Below are 25,058 nucleotides of genomic sequence, written 5' to 3'. Positions count from 1 at the left end.
GATTTATTGAATGATTTCTGTTAACGATTTTCGTACTGGCTTGACAATTGAAGTAGACGGTGGTTTGTGGCGTGTAATGGATTTCCAACATGTTAAGCCTGGTAAAGGTGCAGCCTTCGTACGTTCTAAATTACGTAATCTTCGCACAGGTGCCGTTCAAGAAAAAACGTTTCGTGCAGGTGAAAAGGTGGCAAAGGCTCAAATCGATAACCGTAGAATGCAATATCTTTATGCAAGCGGTGATCAACACGTATTCATGGATAATGAATCATACGAGCAAATTGAACTACCTGCTAACGCAATTGAATATGAATTAAAGTTCTTGAAGGAAAATATGGAAGTATCCATTATGATGTTTCAAGGAGAGACTCTTGGAATCGAGCTTCCAAATACAGTTGAACTAGAAGTTACAGAAACTGAACCAGGTATTAAAGGGGATACAGCTTCAGGTGGAACAAAACCTGCAACCTTAGAAACAGGTTTAGTTGTACAAGTTCCTTTCTTCGTAAACCAAGGAGACAAATTAATTATTAACACAGCAGAAGGATCATATGTATCACGTGCATAATTGTAATCAAAATTTGTAGGATACCATATAAAAATCCCGATTGGTGATTATCACTAATCGGGATTTTTGTTACATGTTTTTTAAGATTGAAGATCTGATATATCTCGGCCAGTTGCTCCAACGGACATATCTGTATTATTTTTATTATTATACTCTGGGTCAGAGGTTTGTTTTGAAGGATTATTCTTTGTATTATCTAAATAGCTTGTTTTTCGTTGATGTTTCAAAAATTCGTTTGTATTTATATTAACCATCATCATGCTCCTTTCCATATTATTATGAGCAAAGATTGAATTTTTATGTTTGTTCCAACTCTTATTCTATAAGTAATATTGGAAAACAGCTTGAATGGTTGATCTTACCTCTAATTTTCCTGGCTCGATTGGGGTGGTTGTGGCTACTTTTACAGATTGAAAAGGTTCAAAAGGGGTGGCAGAGGGTCTTGTCTCATGTTTTTCGTTAATCGAGATGGGGGTTTTAATGAGTTGTACATTTAAGGAAGAGGCAATCGTTACTGCCTTTGAAAGCGCATCCTGGACTGCCTCTTTAAGAGATTCTTGATAAAATTTACTTGGGTTTGATAGAGAGAAAAAGATGTTTCTTATCGTGTTTGCCCCGTTGGTAACGGCTGTGTCTACCACGGATCCAACTTTGCTTGTATCTCTAACTGTAATATTTAACAGATGGTCCACCCTATATCCTCGGAATTGCTGTTTTCCGTCAATATAATCATATTGTGGATAAATAGAATATTCCGATGTTCTCATTTGGTCTTGACTGATTCCTAGCCCTTGAACAGCATTTTGAACATTTTTTATTATCTCAGCATTTTCTGCTTGTGCCTTTCTCAACTCTCGATTCTCTGTTGAAGCACCAATCATTATGACTGCTTGATCCGGTTGAACACTTACTGTTCCTTCGCCAAAAACCATCATCACATAGTACTGATTCCTAGAGTTTTTTTGATCACTTTGGATGTAAAATGGGTTTGCCTGGTAATGATACAAATTTACTCCCCCTCAGATATCTTTGCTTTTCATATATAAATGTACTTTCCAAATTGGAAAAAATGCCATGCCATTTAATTAAATTCAATAAGACAAGGTTACTTATAGCTGATAGCCCATTAGTTTTGCGATGATTCTTGGAATCTCTACATTGTCTAAAACACCTTCAAATCCTTCGCTGCCCTTCCCATAAGAAAATAAAGGAACAGGATTTCCGGTATGTCCCCCAGTACTACTCAAAACGCGATTTTCTCTACTCATTACACCTGCATGATTATGGGCAGCAATCATACTTCCAATTTCCCAAGCAATTTGCGATTCTTTATAAACCTGCCCTTTTTCATTATTACATTTATTCATAAATGCCTTTGTCTCTTGTTTAGATAAATGGAGATGTCCATAGGTTTTTAATATTCCTTTGACTTTTGAAATATCATTATGCTCGAGAGCTTTTTCTTTTTTTAATCTATCCGCAATGTATGTTGGTGTCACCTCCATCCTTTTTAACCCTTTCATATTGATTGGTTCACTTTCAGAGATACCCATTGTCTCGTGATCGGCTGTAACAATAACAAGTGTGTCCCCGTTCTTTTTTGCCCAGTTAACGGCAAACTTAACGGCATGATCAAACTCAATTGTTTCTTTCCAAATACTTGTAAAATCTGCAGAATGGGAAGCATGATCAATTCGTGCTCCTTCAACCATCAGAAAAAATCCAGGGGAATCTTGATTGAGAAATTCCAATGCCTTTTGCGTCATTTCAGTTAAAGATGGCTCTTTACTTTTGTATTCATCCCGGTCAATCTTAAAGTTCATATGAATAGGGTTGAATAGCCCTAGAAGTTTTTCCCCCTTGGCTGCTGCTAATTCTGACTTGTCTGTTACATAGGTATACCCCTCCTTTTTAAAGGCTGGGATTAAATCCTTTTCTCCTGCTTTTGTTCGTTTAAATTTATTTGCTCCTCCCCCAAGTAGAACATCGACTCTATTCTCAAGCTGTTGTGCTGCAATTTCATTTTGATTTGTCCATCGATTGGCGATGCTCGCTGTGAAGGAGGCTGGGGTAGCATCGGTGATTGAACTTGTTGTAATGACACCAACCTTTTTACCGTCTTCTTTAAATTTATCTAGAATGCTATCTACCACTTGTTGATTTGGTTTGATTCCAATCATTTCATTATTTGTTTTGTGGCCAGTAGCTAGGGCAGTCCCCCCAGCTGCTGAGTCTGTAACAAATTGATTGGCAGAATTTGTATGTACGAACGCAACATTAGGAAGAGTTTCCATAAAAAGCTTTCCCGTTTTGCCGTATTCAAATAAACGAGCAATTTCCATTTGCCCGAAGCCCATGCCATCCCCAATCATAAAGATGACATTTTTGGGCTTAATATCTTGTTTTGCTGCCTTTTGGCTCCTCGGATATTCACCTGAAAAGAATATGTAACCTGCAATTGCTCCTATGAAAACTAAAAGGAAAACGGAGAGAATTATTCGCATATTTTTCATAATCAAAATCTCCTTTACACGAATTTACCGGAATGAAAAGTGAAAAATTCAAATGAAGCATGTCACTCGTATTTAATACTGTTTTAATTCAAAGTCATAATGTGGTCAAGCAGGCATACATTTAATTAAGAGAAGGCCAAATGGACTTATTTGTTTTAGTATGTTTCCAAAAGTATGTATCAATGTAAAAAATATGGAGGAGCATAGCTGTGGAAACGATTTTAGAAATATTACCGAAAAATTTATCCGAACAACTAAAGGGAATTCCAGCCATTCAGATGGAGGAATTGGAAGAAATTCGAATCCGAATAAATAAACCAATTGAGGTGACAGTAAAGGGTTCCCCAAGATTTTTATCTTATATTGTCCATCCTGAGGATGCGTATCAGCTCCTAAATAAAATTAGCCAATATTCAATTTATACGATGGAGGAAGAATTAAAGCGAGGATATGTTACTGTTTCGGGTGGCCATCGTGTTGGCTTAGCTGGAAAAGTGATATTAGAAAATGGATTTGTTAAGGCTGTCAGAGATGTATCTTCCTTTAATATCCGTATTGCCAGGGAAAAGATTGGAATTGCTGATAGGCTCATCCCTTTTCTTTATAAAAACGGGTGGCTGCATACCATGATTATTGGACCACCACAAACTGGGAAAACAACATTGCTTCGGGATATTGCCAGAATTATATCTTCAGGTGATTTGAATCGTCAATTAAATGCTAGCAAGGTGGGCATTATCGATGAGAGATCAGAAATTGCCGGCTGTATCCATGGTGTCCCTCAGCTTACCTTTGGTCCACGTGTCGACGTACTTGACAGCTGTCCAAAAGCAGAGGGAATGATGATGATGATTCGATCTATGAGTCCAGACGTTCTAGTTGTAGACGAAATTGGTAGAAAGGAAGATTGTGAGGCGATATTAGAAGCAGTTCACTCAGGGATAAAACTAATCATGACTGCTCATGGAAGGGATTTCACAGAATTAAGTAGCCGCCCAATACTTAAACCAATTCTTGAGTTAGGTATTTTTCAAAGATTTATTGAGTTAAGCCGGGATGATGGCCCCGGAACATTAACTTCAATTAAAGACCTGCATGGTGAGGAAATCTACACAAAGGTGAGAGTGACCTAATGATAAAACTTATTGGTGCATTTTTTATCATCGTCGCAACTACTTGGGCAGGGTTTGAAGCATCTAGAAATTTCTCTGAGAGACCGAAGCAACTCCGTCAATTGAAAGCAGCTCTTCAATCACTAGAAGCAGAAATTATGTATGGTCATACACCGCTGCATGAGGCAGCAAGAAGGCTGGCTACACAAATGTCTAAACCGTTATCTCAATTTTTTGAATCCTTTGCGAAGAAATTAACTGATTCGGATACAACAGTGAAAATTGCCTGGGAACAGAGTCTCAAGGAGGTTTGGAAATTAACTGCTCTGCAGCAGGGAGAATTTGAAATTATGAAGCAGTTTGGAGAAACGTTAGGTCGTCATGACAAAATCTCACAACAAAAACAAATAAGACTAGCACTTACGCATCTAGAAAGAGAAGAAGGCGATGCATACGATAAACAAGCAAAGTATGAAAAGATGCTAAAAAGCTTAGGATTTTTATCTGGATTATTGTTGTGCATTTTACTGATGTAAGGGTTTAGGAGGAGAATTCATGGGTTTAGAGGTAGATATCATCTTTAAAATTGCTGGCGTAGGAATCGTTGTCGCCTTCCTTCATACAATTTTAGATCAGGTTGGTAAAAAGGAATATGCACAGTGGGTAACACTGTTTGGTTTTATATATATTTTATTTATGGTTGCTACCATTGTAGATGATTTATTTCAAAAGATTAAATCCGTTTTTTTATTCCAGGGTTAAAAGGGGGAGTTAGCCATTGAAATCCTACAAATAGTTGGGGTTGCTCTCGTTTCCACCTTTCTTGCATTAATCGTTAAGGAGCAAAAACCGAATTTTGCCTTTTTGCTCATAGTCTTTGTTGGATGTGCCATTTTCTTATTTCTAGTAGACCAAATCTACGCCATTATCCATATGCTAGAGGGTATTGCTAAAAATGCGAAGGTGAATTTAGTTTATTTAGAAACGATTCTAAAAATTATTGGCATCGCTTATATTGCAGAATTTGCATCTCAGATTACTAAGGATGCAGGTCAAGGTGCAATCGCTTCAAAAATTGAACTGGGAGGAAAAATCCTTATCTTAGCAATGGCGATTCCTATTTTAACAGTGATGATCGAAACCATTCTCAAATTAATACCAAATTAGACCTTGCAAGTAAACAAGCTGTAGAGTAGGTGAAATAATAGATGATGCAACGGATAACGACCTTTTCCTTCTTTGCTTTCTTGTTAATCCTCCTAATCACTCCAAATGTACAAGCTCACGCAGAGGAAATAAACAAGGATGAAATCACGAGTCCTAAGGATCTGGTTGATCAACAAATTGATCATCTTGATTTGGATGAGCTTAAGGGATTTTGGGAGGAAGTCACAACTAAATATGGCGGATATTTACCAGAAAGTCAGAAGGGAAGTTTGTATGAGTTTGTCAAAGGAGATAAGCAATTCTCCTTTGAAGAATGGGGAAAAGGAATTTTAAATTTTATTTTTCATGAATTCATTGTGAATGGGAAATTGTTAGGGTCGCTGATTATATTAACTGTTTTCAGCATGTTTCTACAGTCTCTTCAAAATGCCTTTGAGCAAGGAACGATTAGCAAGGTGGCCTATGCCATTGTTTTTATGGTGCTTATCATACTAGCACTTAATAGCTTTCATGTAGCAATCGATTACACAAATGAGGCCATAAGTACAATGACGTCATTTATTTTAGCCCTTACCCCACTGCTTCTCGCTTTAATTGCATCTTCTGGGGGATTAGTATCTGCAGCCTTTTTTCATCCCGTCATCCTTTTTCTGATGAATGTGAGTGGGATGTTTATTCAATATGTGATATTGCCATTATTATTTCTTGCTGCTCTTTTGAATATTGTTAGTATTCTTAGCGATCATTATAAGGTGACACAGCTAGCAAACCTCATAAGGAACTGGAGTATCGGACTACTAGGGCTATTTTTAACGGTCTTTCTAGGAGTTATTTCTGTTCAAGGAGCATCTGCAGCGGTTACAGATGGAATCACCATTAGAACGGCAAAATTTATTACAGGAAACTTTATTCCGGTAATCGGAAGAATGTTTACAGACGCAACGGATACCGTTATTAGCGCATCACTCTTATTAAAAAATACCGTTGGAATAGCAGGCGTGGCCATCCTTCTGATGATTTCTGCATTTCCTGCGATTAAGATTCTCATGATTTCCTTTATTTATAAATTTGCTGCAGCGATATTACAGCCACTGGGTGGGGGTCCAGTCATACAATGCTTGGATGTGATAAGTAAATCAATTATGTATGTATTTGCCGCCTTAGCGATTGTTTCACTCATGTTTTTTCTAAGTATTACGGTGATTATCGCAGCCGGTAATTTAACGATGATGGTTCGTTAGGAGGAAGGAGAGGTTATGGATTTTTTAATCGAATGGATTACAAATATCATTCTCTTTGTCCTGCTGGCTACGGTCATTGATATGCTTCTTCCAAACTCTAATCTACAAAAATACACCAAAATGGTAACAGGTCTATTGCTTATGGCTATCATTCTTTCGCCAATTCTGAAAATCGTTTCACAGGATTTTCAGATTCCGACCTTTGAATTTATCCAAGATAAAAATGCAGAAAATTTAATAGAAATTAAGAAAAAAGAAATACAAGCCTCTCAAACTGCATATATTTTAGAACAAACGGCTGTCCAAATGAAGAATGACGCCCAAGAGGAGTTGATGACAGGGTACGGATTAATGATTACAGATATTGACCTTTCAGTGAATGACCAAGCGCAAGGAAACTTTCCAGAAAATGTAGAGAAAATTAAAGTTCAACTCACATCAATTGAGGAAAAAACAAATACGGTTGAAGCCATTAGCAAAGTTGAAATCAATACTGACGAATCCCCTCCAACAAATGATCAATCCGATACGTTAGAAAGGATCACTTCACATCTTTCTGAAAAATGGGGTGTCGGGCAAGAAATGATTGATGTCATGGTAAAAGGGGGAAGCACATCGTAAATGAGTCAAGACAAAGGACCATTATCTACACTAAAAAAGCTATTTTCAGAAAGTGGCAATGGAGATAAGAAGAAAAATAAATATCAATACCTGCTCCTTGTTCTCCTTTTTGGAGCCTTTATCATGGTGCTAAGCAATCTATTATTCAGCGGGGAATCTAATGCGGATTTGCCGGTTTTTAATAACCAAACGAATAAAGAAGAAGATGTCCCAACGTTTGGACAAGGTAAATCCAAAAGCAATGATTTGATAAAAGAATATGAAAACCGATATGAAAATCAGCTGAAGGAGGCCCTTGAGGAAATAAACGGGGTGGATGATGTGATTGTTGTAGTAAATGTAGATGCAACAGAAAAAAAGGTTTTAGAAAAAAACACGGTGACAAACTCTCAAACTACTGAAGAAACAGATCCCCAGGGTGGAAAAAGAATGATAGAGGAGCAATCAAAGGATGAACAGCTGGTCATTACGAATGAAGGGGAAAAGGAAGGACCGATTGTGGTAGAAACGAAGAAGCCAGAGATAAGAGGGGTTCTTGTCGTTGCCAAGGGAGCAGAGAATGTTGAAGTTAAAGGTTGGATTTTTGAAGCAGTTACAAGAGTTTTAGATGTACCGATGCATCGAGTGTCTGTATTACCGAAAAAACCAAAGGGGGAATAAAAAATGTTATTGAAAAAACAAACGGTTTGGTTATTAACAATGTTAAGTTTAGTCGTAGTATTATCAGTCTATTATATTACTTCACCTGAGCAAAAAGGGGACCAGCTAACAAAGGTAGAGGAAAAAAAGAAAACTAGTGAAACGGCAAATGGAACAAAGGAAAATAAGGCAACAGGAGAACAGTCTGATGGCGTAACAGTTATTTCAGAAAATGCTAGCGATGAACAATTTGAACAATTGCGATTAGATATTGAGGCAGAGAGAAGTGAAGAGAAGGAAAGACTAACAGAAATAATGGCTTCCACTGATTTACCTGCAGATCAACGGAACCAAGCAATTGAGAAAGTAGATGAGTTAGAGAAAACAGAACATAAGGAACAGGTACTTGAAACCCTGATTATTTCCATGGGATATGACGATGCATTAGTTAGAGCAGATGGAGAAGAAGTTCGTATTACAGTTAAATCTGATAAGCATTCTAAAGCTGAAGCAAATAAAATTCTGCAACAGGTCAAAAAGGAGTTAGGACATTTACAAGTAGCAGCAGTAGAATTCCAACCAACAAAATAAGGATACAGGAAGAGGGGGAAAATACCCTCTCCTTTTTTTATTCACAAATTTTTCGAAAAATAAAAAAATGTTTTTAAATAAGGGGATAGAAGTATTATTATAGAAATGAAAATATTCTATTTATTGAACTTCTAGTAGGTATTATCGTATGATATTAGTATTTAGTCATAATTACATAAAATTTAAGGGGTGGCAAGTATGCTAAAAGTGCAAGAAATTAGGGAATTGATTAAATTAGTTGATCAATCCAATATCGATGAATTTGTTTATGAAAGTGATGGATCCAAAATCAAAATGAAGAAAAAGACAACAGAAACAGTTGCCATCGCTCAACCGGTAAAACAAGTAGCTGTTGAGGAAGTAGCAGCACCTCAAGCAGCAGCACCGGTTGTCAAACAAGAAGTAAAACCTGAGGTGAAGGTAGAAGCACCTGCTAAAGAAGCTGCAGTTGAAGTGGAGAACACAGATTTACATAAAATCACTTCTCCAATGGTTGGTACATTTTATCAAGCGTCATCTCCAGAGGCAGAACCATATGTAAAACTAGGTTCTAAGGTTACAAATGACTCTGTTGTATGTATTATCGAGGCTATGAAGTTATTTAACGAAATTGAGGCAGAGGTTAATGGTGAGATAGTTGAAATTCTTGTTAAAGACGGCCAACTCGTTGAATACGGTCAACCGTTATTTTTAGTAAAGCCTGAATAAAGGGAGTTCTTTGGAATGATAAAAAAACTATTAATTGCAAATAGAGGCGAAATCGCAGTAAGAATTATTCGTGCTTGCCGTGAAATGGGAATTGAGTCAGTTGCTGTATATTCTGAGGCAGATAAGGAATCCTTACATGTTCAGCTAGCCGATGAAGCATATTGTATTGGACCAAAAGTATCAAAAGAAAGCTATTTAAATTTCGCTAACATTATTAGTGTGGCAAGATTAACAGGATGTGATGCAATCCATCCTGGATACGGATTTTTAGCGGAAAATGCGGATTTTGCTGAACTTTGTAGGGAGGTAAATATCAAGTTTGTTGGCCCAACACCAGAAGCTATTAACAAAATGGGCACAAAGGATATTGCCCGTGAAACCATGAGAGAAGCTGGGGTCCCAATTGTCCCAGGCTCACAGGGAATAATTAGAAATGTTGATGAGGCCATTGAAATAGCAAATCAAATAGAATATCCGGTTATTATCAAAGCAACAGCTGGTGGTGGAGGAAAAGGGATTCGTATCGCCAGAAATGAACAAGAATTAATTAAGGGAATTAATATAACACAGCAGGAAGCGTTAACTGCATTTGGAAATCCAGGAGTTTATTTAGAGAAATTTATTGAGGATTTCCGACATGTTGAGATCCAAGTACTTGCGGATGAACATGGAAATGTGGTTCACTTAGGAGAAAGAGACTGTTCTATACAAAGAAGGCTTCAGAAATTACTTGAAGAAACCCCGTCTCCTGCTCTTGACGGAGAAATTCGCGAGGAAATGGGGAACGCTGCAGTAAAAGCTGCAAAAGCAGTTGATTATACTGGGGCTGGCACGGTAGAATTTATATATGATTATCGCAATCGTAAATTTTACTTTATGGAAATGAATACCAGAATTCAAGTAGAACATCCTGTTACAGAAATGGTTACTGGAGTAGATTTAATCAAGGAGCAAATTAAGGTTGCATCTGGTGATAAATTAAATTTCATGCAATCTGAAGTTAATTTTCAAGGTTGGGCAATCGAATGTAGAATTAATGCTGAAAATCCTTCAAAGAACTTTATGCCTTCCCCTGGTAAAATTAAGATGTACTTGCCGCCAGGAGGTCTTGGAGTACGCATCGATTCTGCTGCTTATCCAGGTTATTCTATTCCGCCGTATTATGATTCTATGATTGCGAAGGTCATAACCTATGGAAAAAGTCGTGATGAAGCGATTTCTAGAATGAAACGTGCATTAAGTGAATTTGTAATCGAAGGAATTCATACGACCATTCCATTTCATTTGAAACTTCTCAACCATGAAAAATTTGTTGAGGGTAATTTCAATACGAAGTTTTTAGAAATGTATGATGTAATGAATTCAGAAAGTTAACTGGGGGTGCACAGAATGAGCGAAAACAACATCTTAGAAATGAATCCAGGAAATACAGGTCTTGGAAAAGTAGAAATTGCTCCTGAAGTAATTGAGGTAATTGCAGGCATTGCTGCATCGGAAGTCGAAGGCGTAGCACAAATGAGAGGAAATTTCGCAGCAGGTGTGGTGGAACGATTAGGAAAGAAAAACCACGGTAAAGGTGTTAAAGTGGAGCTTTCCGAAGAGGGAATTAAAGTAGATGTATACTGTTCTATGAAGTTCGGAGTTTCTATTCCAACCGTAGCTCAAAAGATTCAAGATAATATCCGCCAAGCCTTGCTAAATATGACTGCTCTTGATGCCGAGGAAGTTAATATTCATATTGTTGGTATACAATTTGAAAATCCGAAGCACGAGTCTGAAAAAGAAGCCGAAGAATAAGCAAAATCGAGCCAGAGACAAAATACTTAGTCTTTGGCTTTCTTCTTTTTAGCAGTCTATACATACATATCTGGTTTAAGTTGAGCATCACTTTATTAAGGATAATAGCATGTTTTATCAAGTTTTTAGGGAAAATAAAGAATGAATTATGCGAAGTTATATCAGTTATGCTATGATTTTGTTATGATATTTAGGATAACCCATCCTTAAAGGAGTTTTAGAATAAAATGAAAAGAAGAACAGCAAGAGAAAAGGCTTTACAGGCCTTATTTCAAATTGATATTAGCGATGTAGAGCCGAGTGATGCGATTCATCATGTTTTGGACGGTTCTCCGCAAGATGAATACTTAAATCGATTAGTCTATGGAGTTATTGAGAAAAGGGATTCAATCGATCAACTAATCGTAAATAATCTAGAGAAATGGACCATTGACCGTCTAGCCAATGTGGACCGTAATCTTTTAAGACTTGCTATTTTTGAACTTCATTTTTGCCATGATGAAGTACCAGAAAATGTGGTATTTGACGAAGCAATTGAAATTGCGAAGTTATATGGAGATGATCAGTCAAGTCGGTTTATAAATGCTGTGTTATCCAAAGTGAAGCAATAACACAATAAGTGAAACTTCCACTACTGGGGGGTTTCACTTATTGTGTTAGAGCCTGATTTTCATTCCTTCATTCAGTAGTTCAAGAACAAAGGAGTTCTAATATGGAAAATCGTTATTTATCTGTCACTGCATTAACTAAATACATAAAAAGAAAATTTGATGTGGATCCCCATCTTCAAAATGTGTTTGTAAAGGGGGAAATCTCCAATTTTAAACAGCATTCTAGTGGACATATGTATTTTACCTTAAAGGATGAAAAGGCACGCATATTAGCTGTAATGTTTTCAAGGTATAATCGTACTTTGAAATTCACTCCTGAAAATGGAATGAAGGTTCTTATCAAAGGGGATATTTCCTTATTTGAATCAAGTGGTCAATATCAGGTTTATATTAAGGAAATGCAGCCAGACGGAATAGGTGAGCTATATTTAGCATTTGAACAATTGAAGGAAAAATTGGAAAAAGAGCAGCTTTTCTCTCCTCAGTTTAAGAAAAAGATACCAAAATACCCGAAAACAATTGGAGTAATTACTTCACCTACAGGAGCGGCTATTCGGGATATTATCACAACCATCAAAAGGCGGTATCCTATTGCAAATATCCTGCTTATTCCTGCACTTGTCCAAGGGAATCAAGCGGCACCCTCCATCGTTCATGCGATTCAACTTGCGAATGAACAAGAGGAAATTGATGTATTAATTGTCGGTCGAGGAGGGGGATCGATTGAGGAATTATGGGCATTTAATGAAGAAATAGTTGCAAGAGCGATTTTTTCTTCTTCCATTCCAATTATTTCAGCAGTAGGACATGAGACTGATGTAACGATTGCAGATTTTGTTGCAGACAAAAGGGCACCTACTCCAACAGGAGCAGCAGAGCTGGCGGTTCCACATATCGATGAACTTCTTGGCAAGATTTATACAAATCAGACAAGATTAATGAGAACCATGAAGAAGAAGATCTCCATCCAAGGTGATCGTTTAGAACGCCTGCAGAAGTCTTATGCCTTCCGCTACCCACATAAGTTATATGAGCAAAAATTAGAGCAAGTAGACAAAATGAAAGAAGAGCTTATAAAGGGAACTGGTAAATTATTAGAGCAAAAGAGTGAGCAATTTATTCAATTGGAGAAGAGATTAGTACTTAAATCACCAAATGAACAGGTTATTCAATATAAACAAAAGCATCAAGTCATTCTTAGGAATCTTAATCGTTCCATGTCATTAATCCTTTCAAAGAATATCCAGAAATATTCTCATGTGATTTCAACCTTAGAGGCGTTAAATCCATTGAAAATTATGAGTAGAGGATACAGTGTCGTCTACGGGGAAGATGGAAAGCTAGTTAAGAGTACAGAGCAAGTTAATATAAATGATCGAATCAATGTAAAGTTATCAGATGGAACCATTTATTGTGAGGTAAAAGACATACAGGGGGGGAGTAAAAATGAGTAACGATCAAAAAATGACCTTTGAAGAGGCGATGGATCAATTAGAGGAGATTGTTGAAAAGTTAGAGGAGGGAGATGTACCTCTCGAAGAGGCCATTTCTATTTATCAAAAGGGTATGGAGCTATCTAAATTTTGCCATGATAAGTTAAAGCGTGTGGAAGGTCAATTAACACAAATTTTAACGGAGGATGGACAGAAGGAAGGCTTTTCTATTGAGGAGGATAACTAGAGTGGATAATGATAATCTAGGATCTTTTGCAGAATCTCAAAAAGAAATGCTCATTCAAAAGCTAAATGAAAGTGTTGATAAGCTTGATGCACCTCAAATATTAAAAGAATCAATGCTTTATTCCTTAAATGCAGGTGGAAAACGTATTCGTCCATTATTATTATTTGCCACACTAAAAGCTTTTGATAAACCAATAGAAAAGGGCTTGGAAGTCGCTAGTGCCATTGAAATGATTCATACCTATTCATTAATTCATGATGATCTGCCTTCAATGGATGATGATGACTTACGAAGGGGAAAACCGACAAATCACAAGGTGTTTGGTGAAGCCATAGCTACTCTTTCTGGTGATGCATTATTAACCTATGGATTTCAATTAATTGCTCAAATACCATCCGAACATGCTGATGCCGATCAAAAAATTGCCATCATTCAAGAATTTGCAAAGGCCTCTGGTGCAGAAGGAATGGTTGGGGGTCAGGTTGCCGACATGGAGGCGGAAGGAAAAAAGCTAACCCTGGAAGAGCTTGAATATGTTCATGTACATAAGACAGGAAAGCTCCTTGAATTTAGTATATTGGCTGGTGCAATTCTTGCAAGAGCAACCGAAATGGAAAAGAAGATTCTATCTAAATTTGCCTATCATTTAGGACTAGCCTTTCAAATTCGCGATGATATATTAGACCTTGAAGGCGATGAAGAAAAAATAGGTAAGCCAGTAGGCAGTGACGAAGAGAATCATAAAATGACCTACCCGGCATTATTAACCTTAGCTGGGGCAAAAAGGGCGTTAAAGAATCACATAAATGAAAGCCTTAGATTGTTAAAGGAAACCGGATTAAAAACAAGTTTGCTAGAAGAAATCACTTTATTAATCGCACATCGGGACCATTAATGCATGATTCATTGAGACCAAAAAAAATGTATGGTATAATAACTTAGGTGCCGTTATCACGTTAGTGTTAGCGGCTATTTTTTCAGCCTTGAAATTTCTAAGTTTTATTTTCCCGAGATAAAGAAATTTGCGGAATAAAGTGTTTTCCCTATAATAAAAGGTAAAGAATAATTAGTAAACTTTAATAAATGAAAGTGAGTGATCCTATTTATGGATCTATTATCAATAAAAGACCCCTCTTTTTTAAAAGATTTATCAATGAAGGAATTAGAACTATTAAGTAAGGATATTCGTAAGTTTCTTGTAGAAAATCTTTCAAAAACAGGCGGTCATATTGGGCCTAATTTAGGAGTAGTTGAATTAACAATCGCTTTACATAGATGTTTTAATAGCCCAGTGGATAAAATCTTGTGGGATGTAGGGCATCAATCATACGTTCATAAAATACTTACAGGAAGAGCGGACCAATTTAGCACATTGAGACAATATAAAGGACTATGCGGATTTCCAAAGCGCATAGAAAGTGAACATGATGTTTGGGAAACAGGACACAGCTCCACTTCCTTATCTGCAGCCATGGGGATGGCCATCGCAAGGGATTTAAAGAAAGAGAAATCGTTTATCGTGCCAGTAATAGGTGATGGAGCCCTAACCGGTGGAATGGCTTTAGAGGCCTTAAATCATATTGGACATGAAAAAAAGGATATGATCGTTGTCTTAAATGATAACGAAATGTCCATTGCTCCAAACGTTGGTGCTTTACATAATGTTCTGGGGAGACTGAGAACAGCCGGGAAATATCAGTGGGCAAAAGACGAGCTCGAAATGCTCTTGAAGAAAATACCTGCAGTGGGGGGACGTTTAGCGGCAACTGCGGAAAGAGTAAAGGATAGCTTAAAATATTTACTTGTTTCAGGAATCTTTTTTGAAGAATTGGGCTTTACCTATTTAGGACCTGTAGATGGGCATAATTTTGAGAATTTAATAGAAAATATTAACTATGCCAAAAAAACAGAAGGGCCTGTTCTTTTGCATGTTATTACAAAAAAAGGGAAAGGCTACAAACCTGCTGAAACGGACCGAACAGGAACATGGCACGGAACCGGCCCATACAAGATGGAAACTGGGGATATCATCAAACCGATGAACGCTGCCCCAGCATGGAGCAGTCTTGTTAGTGAAACGGTAAGAAGGTTGGCACGAAAGGACGAGCGGATAGTGGCCATTACACCTGCAATGCCAGTCGGTTCAAAGCTTGAGGGATTTGCATCAGAGTTTCCTGATCGAATGTACGATGTCGGGATCGCTGAGCAGCACGCGGCAACTGTTGCTGCAGGGTTAGCCACACAAAATATGAAGCCCTTCTTAGCAATTTATTCAACCTTTTTGCAAAGAGCATATGACCAGGTTGTTCATGACATTTGCAGACAAAATTTAAATGTTTTTATCGGAATCGACCGTGCTGGCTTGGTTGGAGCCGATGGAGAGACACATCAAGGAGTTTTCGACATTGCCTTTTTACGTCATATTCCAAACATGATATTAATGATGCCAAAAGATGAAAACGAAGGTCAACATATGGTATACACTGCTTTAAATTACAATGATGGACCAATAGCCATGCGGTTTCCAAGAGGAAATGGTTATGGCGTACCAATGGATGATGAGCTTTCAGAAATCCCGATTGGAACGTGGGAAGAACTCAGAAGTGGTGAAGATGCCGCCATTTTGACCTTTGGCACAACGATTCCTATGGCTATGGAAGCAGCGAGTAAGCTTGAGAGCTTAGGTTATTCGGTTTCAGTAATAAATGCAAGATTTATTAAACCTTTAGATGAAAATAGGCTAATGAGCCTTCTAAAGAAGAAAATTCCAATCCTGACGATTGAGGAAGCCCTTTTACAAGGAGGCTTCGGAAGTTCTGTACTTGAGTTTGCACATGACCACCAATATTTTGATGCCGTAGTCGACCGAGTAGGTATTCCCGATGAGTTTATTGAGCATGGTGGAGTGGAAGAATTATTAAAGGAAATTGGATTAACTACTGAGGATGTAGTTAAAAAGATTCTCAATTTAACAAGAGAAAAAGAAAAAAGGGTCTAAACGATGAAAACAAAGAAAGAACGAATAGACGTATTATTAGTTGAAAGAGGATTAGCTGAAACAAGAGAAAAAGCAAAGCGTGCAGTTATGGCAGGTCTTGTCTATTCAAATGAAATGCGATTGGATAAGCCTGGCGAAAAGGTGAGTATTGATATCCCTTTAACTGTGAAAGGACATGCAATCCCTTATGTGAGTCGCGGTGGATTGAAATTAGAAAAGGCATTGAAGACCTTTGATTTACAAATTCAAGACAAGGTATTGCTAGATATCGGTGCTTCAACAGGTGGATTTACTGACTGTGCACTTCAAAACGGAGCAAAAATGTCTTATGCGTTGGATGTAGGATATAACCAGCTTGCCTGGAAATTAAGGCAGGATGAGAGGGTAGTAGTGATGGAAAGGACAAACTTTCGCTATGTTACTCCAAGTGACCTAGTAAAGGAGATGCCTAATTTCGCATCCATTGATGTATCCTTTATTTCATTGAAACTAATCCTTCCTGTCCTTAAGACCTTACTTGTTCCAAATAGCGATGTAATCGCCCTTGTGAAGCCACAATTTGAAGCAGGCCGTGATCAAGTCGGAAAAAAAGGCATTGTAAGAGAAGCGAAAACTCATGAAAATGTTGTGAGTACCATTATCGATTTTTCCTTAAGCTTAGGCTACGATGTGAAAAATCTATCGTTTTCACCAATCACTGGTGGGGAAGGGAATATTGAATTTTTACTTCATTTGTTTTGGAGTGGGGAAAAGGAAAGGGGAAGTAATTCTATACCAACTTCCGTTCATCAAGTGGTTCTCGATGCCCACTCAACCCTAAAATCAAAACCATCAATAGAGAATGAGGCTGATTAATTCAGTCTCTTCTTTTTTTCTACCCGGTTCTACGAGGATTTTTGTATAAATTTGTCTTTTTGCAGAAGGGGTTTTCTGTATTTTTATTGAATTTAATATAACAATCAACTAATTTCTACAAAAAAATGTATAATAAGAAATGACAAGCAGCGACTACAATCAACAATATTTTTACACAAAAATCTTTCTGTTAGAGGGTGTAAGAGTGAATAAAGGGCAACGTCATATAAAAATTAGAGAAATAATTACCAATAATGATATAGAGACTCAGGATGAGTTGGTAGATGAATTAAAAAACGCAGGTGTAAATGTCACACAAGCCACTGTTTCTCGTGATATTAAAGAACTTCACTTAGTAAAAGTACCTTTATTGGATGGACGATATAAATATAGCTTACCAGCAGACCAACGATTTAATCCATTACAGAAATTAAAACGAAATCTAATGGATGCATTTGTTCGTATGGACATGGCAGGGCATTTATTAGTGATGAAAACTCTCCCTGGTAATGCGATGGCCATCGGAGCATTGGTTGATAATCTTGATTGGGAAGAAATACTAGGAACGATTTGCGGTGATGATACGATACTGATTATTTGTAAAACACCGGAGGAAACAGAAATTATTTCGAATCGCTTCCTTGAAATGTTGTAACACGAGGTGATGAACACTTGTTAAGTGAAATATCGATTAAAAATTTTGCCATTATAGAGTCTCTTACGATTTCATTTGAAAAGGGATTTACTGTATTAACAGGAGAAACCGGTGCAGGGAAATCCATTATCATTGATGCTATTCATTTACTAGCAGGGGGCAGAGGGTCTGTAGAATTTGTTCGTCATGGTGAGGATAAAGCCGAGATTGAAGGTTTATTTCAAGTCGAAGACCCCTCTCATGGTTGCTATGAAAAAGCAAATGAGTTAGGGATTGAGATAGAAGACGGGATGATAATCTTAAGAAGGGATATTTTTCGTTCTGGGAAAAATGTATGTCGAATAAATGGAAAGCTCGTAACCATTTCCACCTTACGAGAAATCGGCAATACATTATTCGATATTCACGGACAGCATGAGCATCAAGAATTGATGGACGATACAAAGCATTTAACTTTGTTAGATCAATTTGGATTTGATCGTATTGGTCCAGCTCTCATTCAATATCAAGATATTTATCATAAATATGAAGCAGTTCAAAAACGATTAAAAAGTTTGAGCGAAAATGAACAACAGATTGCTCATCGCCTTGATCTTATTCAATTTCAATACAATGAAATCACAAATGCGGATCTCAAACTAAACGAAGATGAAATGCTTTTAGAGGAAAAAAGTAAATTAATGAACTTTGAGAGAATTTATGAGGCCATAAACACTTCCTATTCCGCCCTTCAAGGAGAACAGCGTGGATTAGATTGGATTAGCCTTTTAATGGGACATTTAGAGGTCGCGGCAGATTTAGATTCCTCATATAAGGAAATGGCTGAAAATGTTTCCAATAGCTTTTATATGCTTGAGGATTTGGCACAGAATTTAAGAAATGAGTTGGAAAATCTTGAATTTGAACCCAATCGTCTAAATGAAATAGAGGAAAGACTATCAGAAATCAACCAATTGAAAAGAAAGTATGGGAAGACCATTCCTGAAATTCTAGAGTATTCAGCAAAAATTGAAGAGGAAATGGAAACCCTACAAAATAAAGAAGGGCACATCGACCAGCTTGAAAAGGAATTATTATCGGTAAGAAAAGATTTAGAACTTGAAGCAAAAGAACTACATTTATTGCGAAAAAAATATGCTAATCAATTAACAAAGCTTATTCATAAAGAACTGAAAGAGTTATACATGGAGAAGACAGTTTTCGAAGTAAGATTTGAAAGTGATTATGAGCAATATTCGAAAACAGGCTCTGATAAGGTTGTATTCTATTTGTCAACAAATCCAGGGGAACCATTGAAGCCACTTTCAAAAACTGCTTCCGGTGGAGAGCTTTCTCGAATCATGCTTGCCTTAAAAAGTATTTTTTCTAAGCATCAAGGAATCACTTCCATTATCTTTGATGAAGTGGATACAGGAGTAAGTGGTAGAGTTGCACAGGCTATTGCAGAAAAAATTTACAAGGTATCAACAAATTCACAGGTCCTATGTATTTCACACTTACCTCAAGTTGCTGCAATGGCCGATACCCATTTGTTTATTTCTAAAAAGATTGTAAAAGGAAGAACAAAAACAGAAGTCCAACCATTATCACATTCCGAAAAGATTAAGGAAATTGCTAGAATGATTTCGGGAGCTGAAATAACGAACCTAACAAAGGAACATGCAAAAGAACTTCTAACATTAGCACATGAAGCAAAAAAACTTGAAAAGCTATCCATATAGGGTAGCTTTTTTTATGTGGAGAATGGTTATAAATGAGTTTGATGAAGGCAAAATTATAATTGTAGCCATTTGAAATGTGTGGACTAGAAGCGAGGAGAGTGATGGTATTGAAATTGGAACATCTTAGAAAAATAATTGGTGGAATTCTCCTTGTTTCATTAATTGCCATTGGATTTTCAAATCCATTTCAGGAATATCTTCACATTCCAAAAGAAATAACACTTTTTGAAGGACAAACGGCAAACTTGTCAAAGGCTATACCAGTATCAGCTTCTCTTTCTTCTGATAATTCTAACATGGAAATAAATGATAAGGATCAATCCATTGCACTAAAGGCGAATCATTATGGCAAAGATGAAATGCTATTAGAGCTTGCAGGAATTCCAATAAAAAAAGTCGATGTAAAGGTATTAAAGGATTTTCGTGTCATACCTGGTGGACAATCGATAGGTGTAAAGCTAAATACGGTCGGCGTATTAGTTGTAGGACACCATCAGGTTCAAACTGAAAATGGAAAGGTGTCTCCAGGAGACCTTGCAGGAATAAAGGTTGGGGATATCATTACCGAAATAAATGGTGAAAAAATTGAAAAGATGTCAGATGTGGCTCCATTTGTCCAAAAGGCAGGAAAAGAGGGAGTTCCTTTAGATGTAGCTATTTCACGAGAAAGTGGGAAAGTAAGAACAAAACTTACACCATTAAAGGAAAAAGGTGGAGAAAACTACAGGCTAGGTCTATATATTCGAGATTCTGCTGCAGGTATTGGAACCCTAACCTTCTATCATGCGGATTCTAAAAAATATGGAGCATTAGGCCACGTGATCTCAGATATGGATACAAAAAAACCAATCGTAGTGGAAAATGGTCAAATTGTACGCTCAACCGTAACTTCTATTGAAAAAGGGAGCAATGGAGACCCGGGAGAAAAGTTAGCCCGTTTTTCATCAGACAAAAAGGTAATAGGAAATATTGAAAAAAATAGTCCGTTTGGTATTTTTGGAAAATTGAATCGAAAAATGGATAACGGCATTATGGATGAACCGATGCCGATTGCATTGTCTCATCAAGTAAAAGAAGGACCTGCGCAAATTCTAACCGTCGTTGATAATGATGAAGTACAATTATTTAATATCCAAATTGTTAGTACGATTCCACAAAAATTCCCTGCAACTAAGGGGATGGTTATCAAAGTCACTGACCCCAAATTATTGAAGAAAACAGGTGGAATTGTCCAAGGGATGAGTGGTAGTCCAATCATTCAAAATGGGAAGGTTGTGGGTGCAGTAACCCATGTTTTTGTAAATGACCCTACTTCCGGTTATGGAGTTCATATAGAATGGATGCTTCAGCAAGCTGGTATTAACATCTACGCAAAACCTAGAGAAAAAGCGAGTTAAATCATTTAAGACTAATCCAATTTAAGGGATTGGTCTTTTTTTTATGGATTTGATAAAATAGTGGATGATACTGATATGAAGATTTTTCGACAAATTCCTAGTTATTGCTTTGTCAACTGACGAATAAAGTCGAAAATGAAAGAAAATCAAAGGAAATTTGAGAATATATACCCTTTTTTAGAAAATTTTATAAATTTAAAGGAATTATTGTTGCATTGTCGAATTTGTAATTTAGAATAAAAGTATAGAGATGAATATGAGACAAGAAATAGATCGAGGAGGATATAATTTGTGAGGAAAATAAAAGTATGTGTTGTTGATGACAACAGAGAATTAGTAGGAATGATAGAAGACTACATATCTTCTCAAGATGATATGCAAGTAGTAGGTGTCGCACATAATGGTCAAGAATGTTTGAATGTTCTCCAACAGGTTGAACCAGACGTTCTTGTTTTAGATATTATTATGCCACATTTAGATGGATTAGCAGTCTTAGAAAGAATACGCGATTTGAAAAAAGGTCCACAGCCAAGCGTTATCATGTTGACTGCTTTTGGCCAGGAGGATGTAACGAAAAAAGCAGTAGAACTGGGCGCATCCTATTTCATTCTAAAACCATTTGATCTAGAAAACTTAGCAAATCATATCCGTCAAGTAAGCGGGCGCTCCAATGCAATCATCAGAAAACCAGCTTCTAATCCAGTTTATCGTACTCCAATTGAATCCAAGCCAAAAAATCTTGATGCCAGCATAACAAGCATTATCCATGAGATAGGTGTTCCTGCGCATATCAAAGGATATCTTTATTTAAGAGAAGCGATATCGATGGTATATCATGATATTGAATTGCTTGGTTCTATTACAAAGGTTTTATATCCAGATATTGCTAAGAAATATAATACAACGGCTAGCCGTGTAGAACGTGCGATTCGTCATGCAATCGAGGTTGCATGGAGTCGTGGAAATATTGATTCAATTTCTTCTTTATTTGGTTACACAGTCAGCATGTCGAAAGCGAAGCCAACCAATTCAGAATTCATTGCTATGGTGGCTGATAAATTACGTCTTGAACATAAAGCTTCTTAAATTATTGGAGGCATAATATCCCTTTTTTCAAAAAATGGGGCTGTTCCAAAAAGGTGTTTGGTACCTTATGGGACAGTCCCTTAAATATATATAACTAATATATTTTTCTCAATCTCCCTAGTTCCCCCTTTTTTTAACATTCAACATTTCGAAAAAATTAATAATTGTTTCAAAAATTCCTACTCGTTTTTCTATTATAATAACCATAGTACCTTTATAAAGGGGAATCACAATATATGGAATTAATTAAGGTTGAAGGTCTGAAATTAGAAGAAGAGAATGGATTCATTTACATTACAGTAGAAAAAGGCCCTTATTCTTTAAAAAGCTTTGAGAAAATTCTTCAAAAAATCCCTAGGGTGGCCATAACTAAATTTAACTCCTTAAAAATGGCACTTGAAAAAGCCGATCATGTTCGGGTTCATATTGGTGAATATAAACCATTTATTTCTTTGACCATCTCAAAGGATCAAATGTCTGCAAAAATAAGAATAAACTGTACTGAACAAGAACTATCCGAGAATAGAGAAAATATTTACTCCAAAATATTAGAAACACTCCACAAAAATGGCGTTAAAGAGGGTATACAAATCAATGCGCTAAATAAACTAATCCCACAAAAGGATTTAATAATTGCTGTAGGAAAAGAACCTGAAAATGGCAAGGATGCCATCATTACATATTTTAAACCATCTGAACGACGTCCAACGATTAAAGAGGATGGTAAGGCTAATTTTTTCGATATGCATTTCATCGATGAGGTGAAAAAAGGCGACTGGTTAGGTGAAAAGAAACCTCCTACGAATGGAACTCCAGGCATGACTGTCACAGGTGAACTAGTTTTACCTAAAGGTGGGAGAGACAGAAAGATCCTTTATGATCCAAAGACAGTCTGTGAGTTTAAGGAGAATGAAAGCGTTGTCTTAAGAGCGCTAAATGATGGAGTTGTAACATTTAACGGCGGAAGAATATCCGTTGGAAGTCATTTATTTGTTGAAGGGGATGTGGGTGTTAAAACTGGAAACATTAAATTTGATGGAAGCATTACAATAAATGGGATTATCCTTGATGGTTATAGTGTGAAAGCTAGCAAAGATATTTCTATCCTTGGTGAAATGGGAATAAGTGGTGCAAAGGAGGTAATTTCCTATTTCGGTGATATTTATATAAAGGGTGGTGTCTTTGGTAAAGGAGAGACATTAATTAAAGCGAATAAAAATATATATTTAAAGCATGCGAATGATTGTAGAGTTGAAGCAGGTGGGGATATTCATATTGGATTTTATTCAATGGGAAGCATACTAAAAGGTAGAAATATTTTTCTTGATTCTAGGTCAGGAAAACTCATCGGTGGATTAGTTGAAGCAAAAGGAAAAGTTGTAGCCGGCATTGTAGGAAATAAAATGGAAAAGAAAACATATATTCATGTTGAGGGATTTGATCGCACAAAGGTCCAAGAAGAGCTTGAGGCTACTCTGATTCAGTATAAAAAAGGAATTATTCATGTGGAAAGCCTGAGACGTCAAATTGAAGTATATGAAGGATTATATGAAGAATTAAACGATCATCAAAAGAAACAATATCATGAAGCCCTTAATAAGTTAGATAAAGAGCTAATGATTATCCAATCCCTCGATAATCAAAGAAAGGCTTTAATGAGCCTGTTAGAAACAAAGGGCGAGGGACAGATATCCATTCAAGAAATTGCCTATCCAGACACAATGGTAAAAATAAAAAACATCCAAAAAAAATTAGAATCGAAAGTTAAAGGGACGTTTTTTGCTGAACAGAATACAATGCATTTTGAATAATAATTTCATATTGAAGGAAGTGGTCATTTGACATCTATCCTTGCGCATAGAGGCTATTCCGCTAAATATCCCGAAAATACAATGTTAGCTTTTATGGAAGCGGAAAAGGCTGGTGCTGATGGCATCGAGCTCGATGTACAGCTCACTCGTGACGGAGAAATTGTCATAATACATGATGAAAAAGTAGATCGAACAACGGACGGAACTGGTTTTGTTAAAGATTATACTTATCAAGATTTAAGGAAGCTAAATGCTGGCCATCATAAAATATTGAATCTGAAAAAGCAAACCATTCCAACCTTAAAAGAGGTTTTTGAATGGTTAAAAACAAATGAATTAATTTGTAACATTGAATTTAAAAATGGGAAGTTCCCATATAAAGGCATGGAAGAAAAGGTTATTTCACTTATTAGACATTATGGTCTTTCCAATAGAATGATTTTTTCATCCTTTAATCATTACAGCATTGTATATTGTTATCGACTAGCACCTGAAATAGAAACGGCCCCATTATACTTAGAGGGACTTTATATGCCGTGGGTCTATGCTCAATCGATTCGTTCAAAAGGAATTCATCCTAAATTGGAAGCTGCTCCAAATATATTAGTTAAGGCGTCTTTGGAAGCAGGAATATCAGTAAGACCTTTTACGGTTAATAAAGAGGAGGATATGCGCCGATTTTTTGAAGTTGGGTGTACATCAATTATTACTGATGATCCAGTGAAAGCAATTAAAATAAGAAAAGAGTATCAATAAAAGAGGCTATTCAAAAGAATTGGGGCCTAACACTACTTAAGTAAATTTAAGTGATGTCTGCCCCTTTTTATGAACGGCCTCTTTTTGTTTATAGTAAAACGATCAAAAATTCTTGTTTTCATCCAGTGGTGTTTGGTTCTCTTCGCTATCTTTTTGTTGAAATCTAGATTGAACCTTATTTTTCTTCCGGTCGCGATGAAGGATAAAACCAGCAATAAATCCGACACCTGCAATAGAGAAAATAAGACCTGCTAGAAATTGTAACCAAAGAGATGGAAAGGGAGCAAGGAGAATTCCAAAAACCATATCACGCATTAATTTTATCCCAAGTCCAGCAATTAAACCGGGAATAACAAGTATGACCAATGCAATTATTCGTACCATTAGAAAAATCCTCTCAAAATAGATCCTTTATGAAAAATATTAAATCAAAGAATTGATTTGTCAACAACCAATAATCAATTTACAATATTATTGTGAAAAAAATTGCAGAATGATTGTGCAGAAAATTTCGTTATCAGGATGGGGTGA

General features: G+C 36.7%; 28 protein-coding genes. 24 read left to right on the top strand and 4 right to left on the bottom strand.

Going from position 1 to position 25,058, the window contains the following annotated elements; all coding sequences use genetic code 11:
• Positions 1 to 10 precede the first annotated feature (10 nt).
• Positions 11 to 568: an elongation factor P gene (gene efp / locus BQ6100_RS14335; protein WP_075982272.1), complete on the top strand. Its 558-nt coding sequence runs from the start codon at positions 11 to 13 to the stop codon at positions 566 to 568.
• An 80-nt stretch (positions 569 to 648) separates the two neighbouring features.
• On the opposite strand, the gene BQ6100_RS21125 is transcribed toward efp, so the two are convergent.
• The 3 genes from BQ6100_RS21125 to BQ6100_RS14325 all read right to left on the bottom strand — a co-directional run bounded on the left by BQ6100_RS21125 (position 649) and on the right by BQ6100_RS14325 (position 3,081).
• Positions 649 to 795 carry a hypothetical protein gene (locus BQ6100_RS21125; protein ID WP_173719793.1) on the bottom strand — a complete coding sequence of 49 codons (147 nt, stop codon included), beginning with the start codon at positions 793 to 795 and terminating at the stop codon, positions 649 to 651.
• 93 nt (positions 796 to 888) lie between these two features.
• Positions 889 to 1,575: an SIMPL domain-containing protein gene (locus BQ6100_RS14330; protein WP_075982271.1), complete on the bottom strand. Its 687-nt coding sequence runs from the start codon at positions 1,573 to 1,575 to the stop codon at positions 889 to 891.
• Positions 1,576 to 1,677: 102 nt separating this feature from the next.
• Positions 1,678 to 3,081: an alkaline phosphatase gene (locus BQ6100_RS14325; protein WP_235816530.1), complete on the bottom strand. Its 1,404-nt coding sequence runs from the start codon at positions 3,079 to 3,081 to the stop codon at positions 1,678 to 1,680.
• Positions 3,082 to 3,290: 209 nt separating this feature from the next.
• Between BQ6100_RS14325 and spoIIIAA the strand changes: the two genes are divergently transcribed.
• The 23 genes from spoIIIAA (at position 3,291) to BQ6100_RS14210 (ending at position 24,527) form a co-directional block, all read left to right on the top strand.
• Positions 3,291 to 4,214: a stage III sporulation protein AA gene (spoIIIAA, locus tag BQ6100_RS14320; RefSeq protein WP_075982270.1), complete on the top strand. Its 924-nt coding sequence runs from the start codon at positions 3,291 to 3,293 to the stop codon at positions 4,212 to 4,214.
• The gene (spoIIIAB, locus tag BQ6100_RS14315; RefSeq protein WP_075982269.1) at positions 4,214 to 4,729 is read left to right on the top strand and encodes a stage III sporulation protein SpoIIIAB; all 516 of its coding nucleotides are present in this window, start codon (positions 4,214 to 4,216) and stop codon (positions 4,727 to 4,729) included. The genes spoIIIAA and spoIIIAB overlap by 1 nt, the downstream gene beginning before the upstream one ends.
• A gap of 19 nt (positions 4,730 to 4,748) precedes the next feature.
• A complete protein-coding gene (gene spoIIIAC / locus BQ6100_RS14310) occupies positions 4,749 to 4,955 on the top strand; it encodes a stage III sporulation protein AC (RefSeq protein WP_075982268.1) in 207 nt (68 codons plus the stop codon).
• Between the two features lie 15 nt (positions 4,956 to 4,970).
• Positions 4,971 to 5,360, top strand: coding sequence for a stage III sporulation protein AD (gene spoIIIAD / locus BQ6100_RS14305; protein ID WP_235816590.1), 390 nt, complete (start codon positions 4,971 to 4,973; stop codon positions 5,358 to 5,360).
• A gap of 44 nt (positions 5,361 to 5,404) precedes the next feature.
• Positions 5,405 to 6,601, top strand: coding sequence for a stage III sporulation protein AE (gene spoIIIAE / locus BQ6100_RS14300; RefSeq protein WP_097677962.1), 1,197 nt, complete (start codon positions 5,405 to 5,407; stop codon positions 6,599 to 6,601).
• A gap of 15 nt (positions 6,602 to 6,616) precedes the next feature.
• Positions 6,617 to 7,222 (top strand): stage III sporulation protein AF, encoded by a 606-nt coding sequence (spoIIIAF, locus tag BQ6100_RS14295; protein ID WP_075982265.1) that lies wholly within the window; start codon positions 6,617 to 6,619, stop codon positions 7,220 to 7,222.
• On the top strand, positions 7,223 to 7,882 hold the full coding sequence (gene spoIIIAG / locus BQ6100_RS14290; RefSeq protein WP_075982264.1) for a stage III sporulation protein AG: 660 nt from the start codon (positions 7,223 to 7,225) through the stop codon (positions 7,880 to 7,882).
• A 3-nt stretch (positions 7,883 to 7,885) separates the two neighbouring features.
• A complete protein-coding gene (locus tag BQ6100_RS14285; protein ID WP_075982263.1) occupies positions 7,886 to 8,452 on the top strand; it encodes a SpoIIIAH-like family protein in 567 nt (188 codons plus the stop codon).
• Between the two features lie 198 nt (positions 8,453 to 8,650).
• Entirely contained in the window at positions 8,651 to 9,160 is a 510-nt protein-coding gene (gene accB, locus BQ6100_RS14280; protein WP_075982262.1) for an acetyl-CoA carboxylase biotin carboxyl carrier protein, read from the top strand.
• A 15-nt stretch (positions 9,161 to 9,175) separates the two neighbouring features.
• On the top strand, positions 9,176 to 10,534 hold the full coding sequence (gene accC, locus BQ6100_RS14275) for an acetyl-CoA carboxylase biotin carboxylase subunit (protein WP_075982261.1): 1,359 nt from the start codon (positions 9,176 to 9,178) through the stop codon (positions 10,532 to 10,534).
• A gap of 15 nt (positions 10,535 to 10,549) precedes the next feature.
• Entirely contained in the window at positions 10,550 to 10,957 is a 408-nt protein-coding gene (locus BQ6100_RS14270) for an Asp23/Gls24 family envelope stress response protein (protein WP_075982260.1), read from the top strand.
• 227 nt (positions 10,958 to 11,184) lie between these two features.
• Positions 11,185 to 11,568, top strand: a complete 384-nt coding sequence (gene nusB, locus BQ6100_RS14265; protein ID WP_075982259.1) for a transcription antitermination factor NusB — start codon at positions 11,185 to 11,187, stop codon at positions 11,566 to 11,568.
• Between the two features lie 101 nt (positions 11,569 to 11,669).
• Complete coding sequence (gene xseA / locus BQ6100_RS14260; protein WP_075982258.1) at positions 11,670 to 13,022, top strand: exodeoxyribonuclease VII large subunit; 1,353 nt, start codon at positions 11,670 to 11,672, stop codon at positions 13,020 to 13,022.
• A gap of 10 nt (positions 13,023 to 13,032) precedes the next feature.
• Positions 13,033 to 13,248 carry an exodeoxyribonuclease VII small subunit gene (locus BQ6100_RS14255; RefSeq protein WP_173719917.1) on the top strand — a complete coding sequence of 72 codons (216 nt, stop codon included), beginning with the start codon at positions 13,033 to 13,035 and terminating at the stop codon, positions 13,246 to 13,248.
• Between the two features lie 46 nt (positions 13,249 to 13,294).
• Positions 13,295 to 14,143, top strand: coding sequence for a polyprenyl synthetase family protein (locus tag BQ6100_RS14250; RefSeq protein WP_173719915.1), 849 nt, complete (start codon positions 13,295 to 13,297; stop codon positions 14,141 to 14,143).
• Positions 14,144 to 14,353: 210 nt separating this feature from the next.
• Positions 14,354 to 16,246 carry a 1-deoxy-D-xylulose-5-phosphate synthase gene (gene dxs, locus BQ6100_RS14245; protein WP_075982255.1) on the top strand — a complete coding sequence of 631 codons (1,893 nt, stop codon included), beginning with the start codon at positions 14,354 to 14,356 and terminating at the stop codon, positions 16,244 to 16,246.
• 3 nt (positions 16,247 to 16,249) lie between these two features.
• The gene (locus tag BQ6100_RS14240) at positions 16,250 to 17,101 is read left to right on the top strand and encodes a TlyA family RNA methyltransferase (protein WP_075982254.1); all 852 of its coding nucleotides are present in this window, start codon (positions 16,250 to 16,252) and stop codon (positions 17,099 to 17,101) included.
• 205 nt (positions 17,102 to 17,306) lie between these two features.
• Positions 17,307 to 17,756, top strand: a complete 450-nt coding sequence (gene ahrC, locus BQ6100_RS14235; RefSeq protein ID WP_075982253.1) for a transcriptional regulator AhrC/ArgR — start codon at positions 17,307 to 17,309, stop codon at positions 17,754 to 17,756.
• 17 nt (positions 17,757 to 17,773) lie between these two features.
• Positions 17,774 to 19,477 carry a DNA repair protein RecN gene (gene recN, locus BQ6100_RS14230; protein WP_075982252.1) on the top strand — a complete coding sequence of 568 codons (1,704 nt, stop codon included), beginning with the start codon at positions 17,774 to 17,776 and terminating at the stop codon, positions 19,475 to 19,477.
• 101 nt (positions 19,478 to 19,578) lie between these two features.
• Positions 19,579 to 20,874 carry a SpoIVB peptidase gene (gene spoIVB / locus BQ6100_RS14225; protein ID WP_075982251.1) on the top strand — a complete coding sequence of 432 codons (1,296 nt, stop codon included), beginning with the start codon at positions 19,579 to 19,581 and terminating at the stop codon, positions 20,872 to 20,874.
• 342 nt (positions 20,875 to 21,216) lie between these two features.
• Positions 21,217 to 21,960 (top strand): sporulation transcription factor Spo0A, encoded by a 744-nt coding sequence (gene spo0A, locus BQ6100_RS14220; RefSeq protein WP_390622443.1) that lies wholly within the window; start codon positions 21,217 to 21,219, stop codon positions 21,958 to 21,960.
• Positions 21,961 to 22,196: 236 nt separating this feature from the next.
• Entirely contained in the window at positions 22,197 to 23,771 is a 1,575-nt protein-coding gene (locus tag BQ6100_RS14215; RefSeq protein ID WP_075982249.1) for a DUF342 domain-containing protein, read from the top strand.
• A gap of 27 nt (positions 23,772 to 23,798) precedes the next feature.
• Positions 23,799 to 24,527, top strand: coding sequence for a glycerophosphodiester phosphodiesterase (locus BQ6100_RS14210; protein WP_075982248.1), 729 nt, complete (start codon positions 23,799 to 23,801; stop codon positions 24,525 to 24,527).
• Positions 24,528 to 24,629: 102 nt separating this feature from the next.
• Here BQ6100_RS14210 and BQ6100_RS14205 read toward each other — a convergent pair whose 3' ends face one another.
• Positions 24,630 to 24,911 carry a DUF2627 domain-containing protein gene (locus tag BQ6100_RS14205; RefSeq protein WP_075982247.1) on the bottom strand — a complete coding sequence of 94 codons (282 nt, stop codon included), beginning with the start codon at positions 24,909 to 24,911 and terminating at the stop codon, positions 24,630 to 24,632.
• Positions 24,912 to 25,058 lie beyond the last annotated feature (147 nt).

This window comes from Bacillus massilinigeriensis (assembly GCF_900117315.1).
Classification (GTDB): Bacteria; Bacillota; Bacilli; order Bacillales; family Cytobacillaceae; genus Bacillus_BE; species Bacillus_BE massilionigeriensis.
Note: the sequence above shows the minus strand (reverse complement) of the source record. Positions and strands in the feature narration are given on the sequence as shown.

Coding starts and splice junctions, on each gene's coding strand:
- accB (WP_075982262.1), top strand. CDS start 8,651: ATGCTAAAAGTGCAAGAAATTAGGGAATTGATTAAATTAGTTGATCAA.
- BQ6100_RS14250 (WP_173719915.1), top strand. CDS start 13,295: ATGCTCATTCAAAAGCTAAATGAAAGTGTTGATAAGCTTGATGCACCT.
- spoIVB (WP_075982251.1), top strand. CDS start 19,579: ATGGTATTGAAATTGGAACATCTTAGAAAAATAATTGGTGGAATTCTC.
- efp (WP_075982272.1), top strand. CDS start 11: ATGATTTCTGTTAACGATTTTCGTACTGGCTTGACAATTGAAGTAGAC.
- xseA (WP_075982258.1), top strand. CDS start 11,670: ATGGAAAATCGTTATTTATCTGTCACTGCATTAACTAAATACATAAAA.
- dxs (WP_075982255.1), top strand. CDS start 14,354: ATGGATCTATTATCAATAAAAGACCCCTCTTTTTTAAAAGATTTATCA.
- spoIIIAB (WP_075982269.1), top strand. CDS start 4,214: ATGATAAAACTTATTGGTGCATTTTTTATCATCGTCGCAACTACTTGG.
- BQ6100_RS14325 (WP_235816530.1), bottom strand. CDS start 3,081: ATGAAAAATATGCGAATAATTCTCTCCGTTTTCCTTTTAGTTTTCATA.
- BQ6100_RS14255 (WP_173719917.1), top strand. CDS start 13,033: ATGACCTTTGAAGAGGCGATGGATCAATTAGAGGAGATTGTTGAAAAG.
- spoIIIAE (WP_097677962.1), top strand. CDS start 5,405: ATGCAACGGATAACGACCTTTTCCTTCTTTGCTTTCTTGTTAATCCTC.
- BQ6100_RS14270 (WP_075982260.1), top strand. CDS start 10,550: ATGAGCGAAAACAACATCTTAGAAATGAATCCAGGAAATACAGGTCTT.
- BQ6100_RS14285 (WP_075982263.1), top strand. CDS start 7,886: ATGTTATTGAAAAAACAAACGGTTTGGTTATTAACAATGTTAAGTTTA.
- nusB (WP_075982259.1), top strand. CDS start 11,185: ATGAAAAGAAGAACAGCAAGAGAAAAGGCTTTACAGGCCTTATTTCAA.
- spoIIIAC (WP_075982268.1), top strand. CDS start 4,749: ATGGGTTTAGAGGTAGATATCATCTTTAAAATTGCTGGCGTAGGAATC.
- accC (WP_075982261.1), top strand. CDS start 9,176: ATGATAAAAAAACTATTAATTGCAAATAGAGGCGAAATCGCAGTAAGA.
- spoIIIAG (WP_075982264.1), top strand. CDS start 7,223: ATGAGTCAAGACAAAGGACCATTATCTACACTAAAAAAGCTATTTTCA.
- BQ6100_RS14240 (WP_075982254.1), top strand. CDS start 16,250: ATGAAAACAAAGAAAGAACGAATAGACGTATTATTAGTTGAAAGAGGA.
- spoIIIAF (WP_075982265.1), top strand. CDS start 6,617: ATGGATTTTTTAATCGAATGGATTACAAATATCATTCTCTTTGTCCTG.
- BQ6100_RS14205 (WP_075982247.1), bottom strand. CDS start 24,911: ATGGTACGAATAATTGCATTGGTCATACTTGTTATTCCCGGTTTAATT.
- BQ6100_RS14215 (WP_075982249.1), top strand. CDS start 22,197: ATGGAATTAATTAAGGTTGAAGGTCTGAAATTAGAAGAAGAGAATGGA.
- spo0A (WP_390622443.1), top strand. CDS start 21,217: ATGATAGAAGACTACATATCTTCTCAAGATGATATGCAAGTAGTAGGT.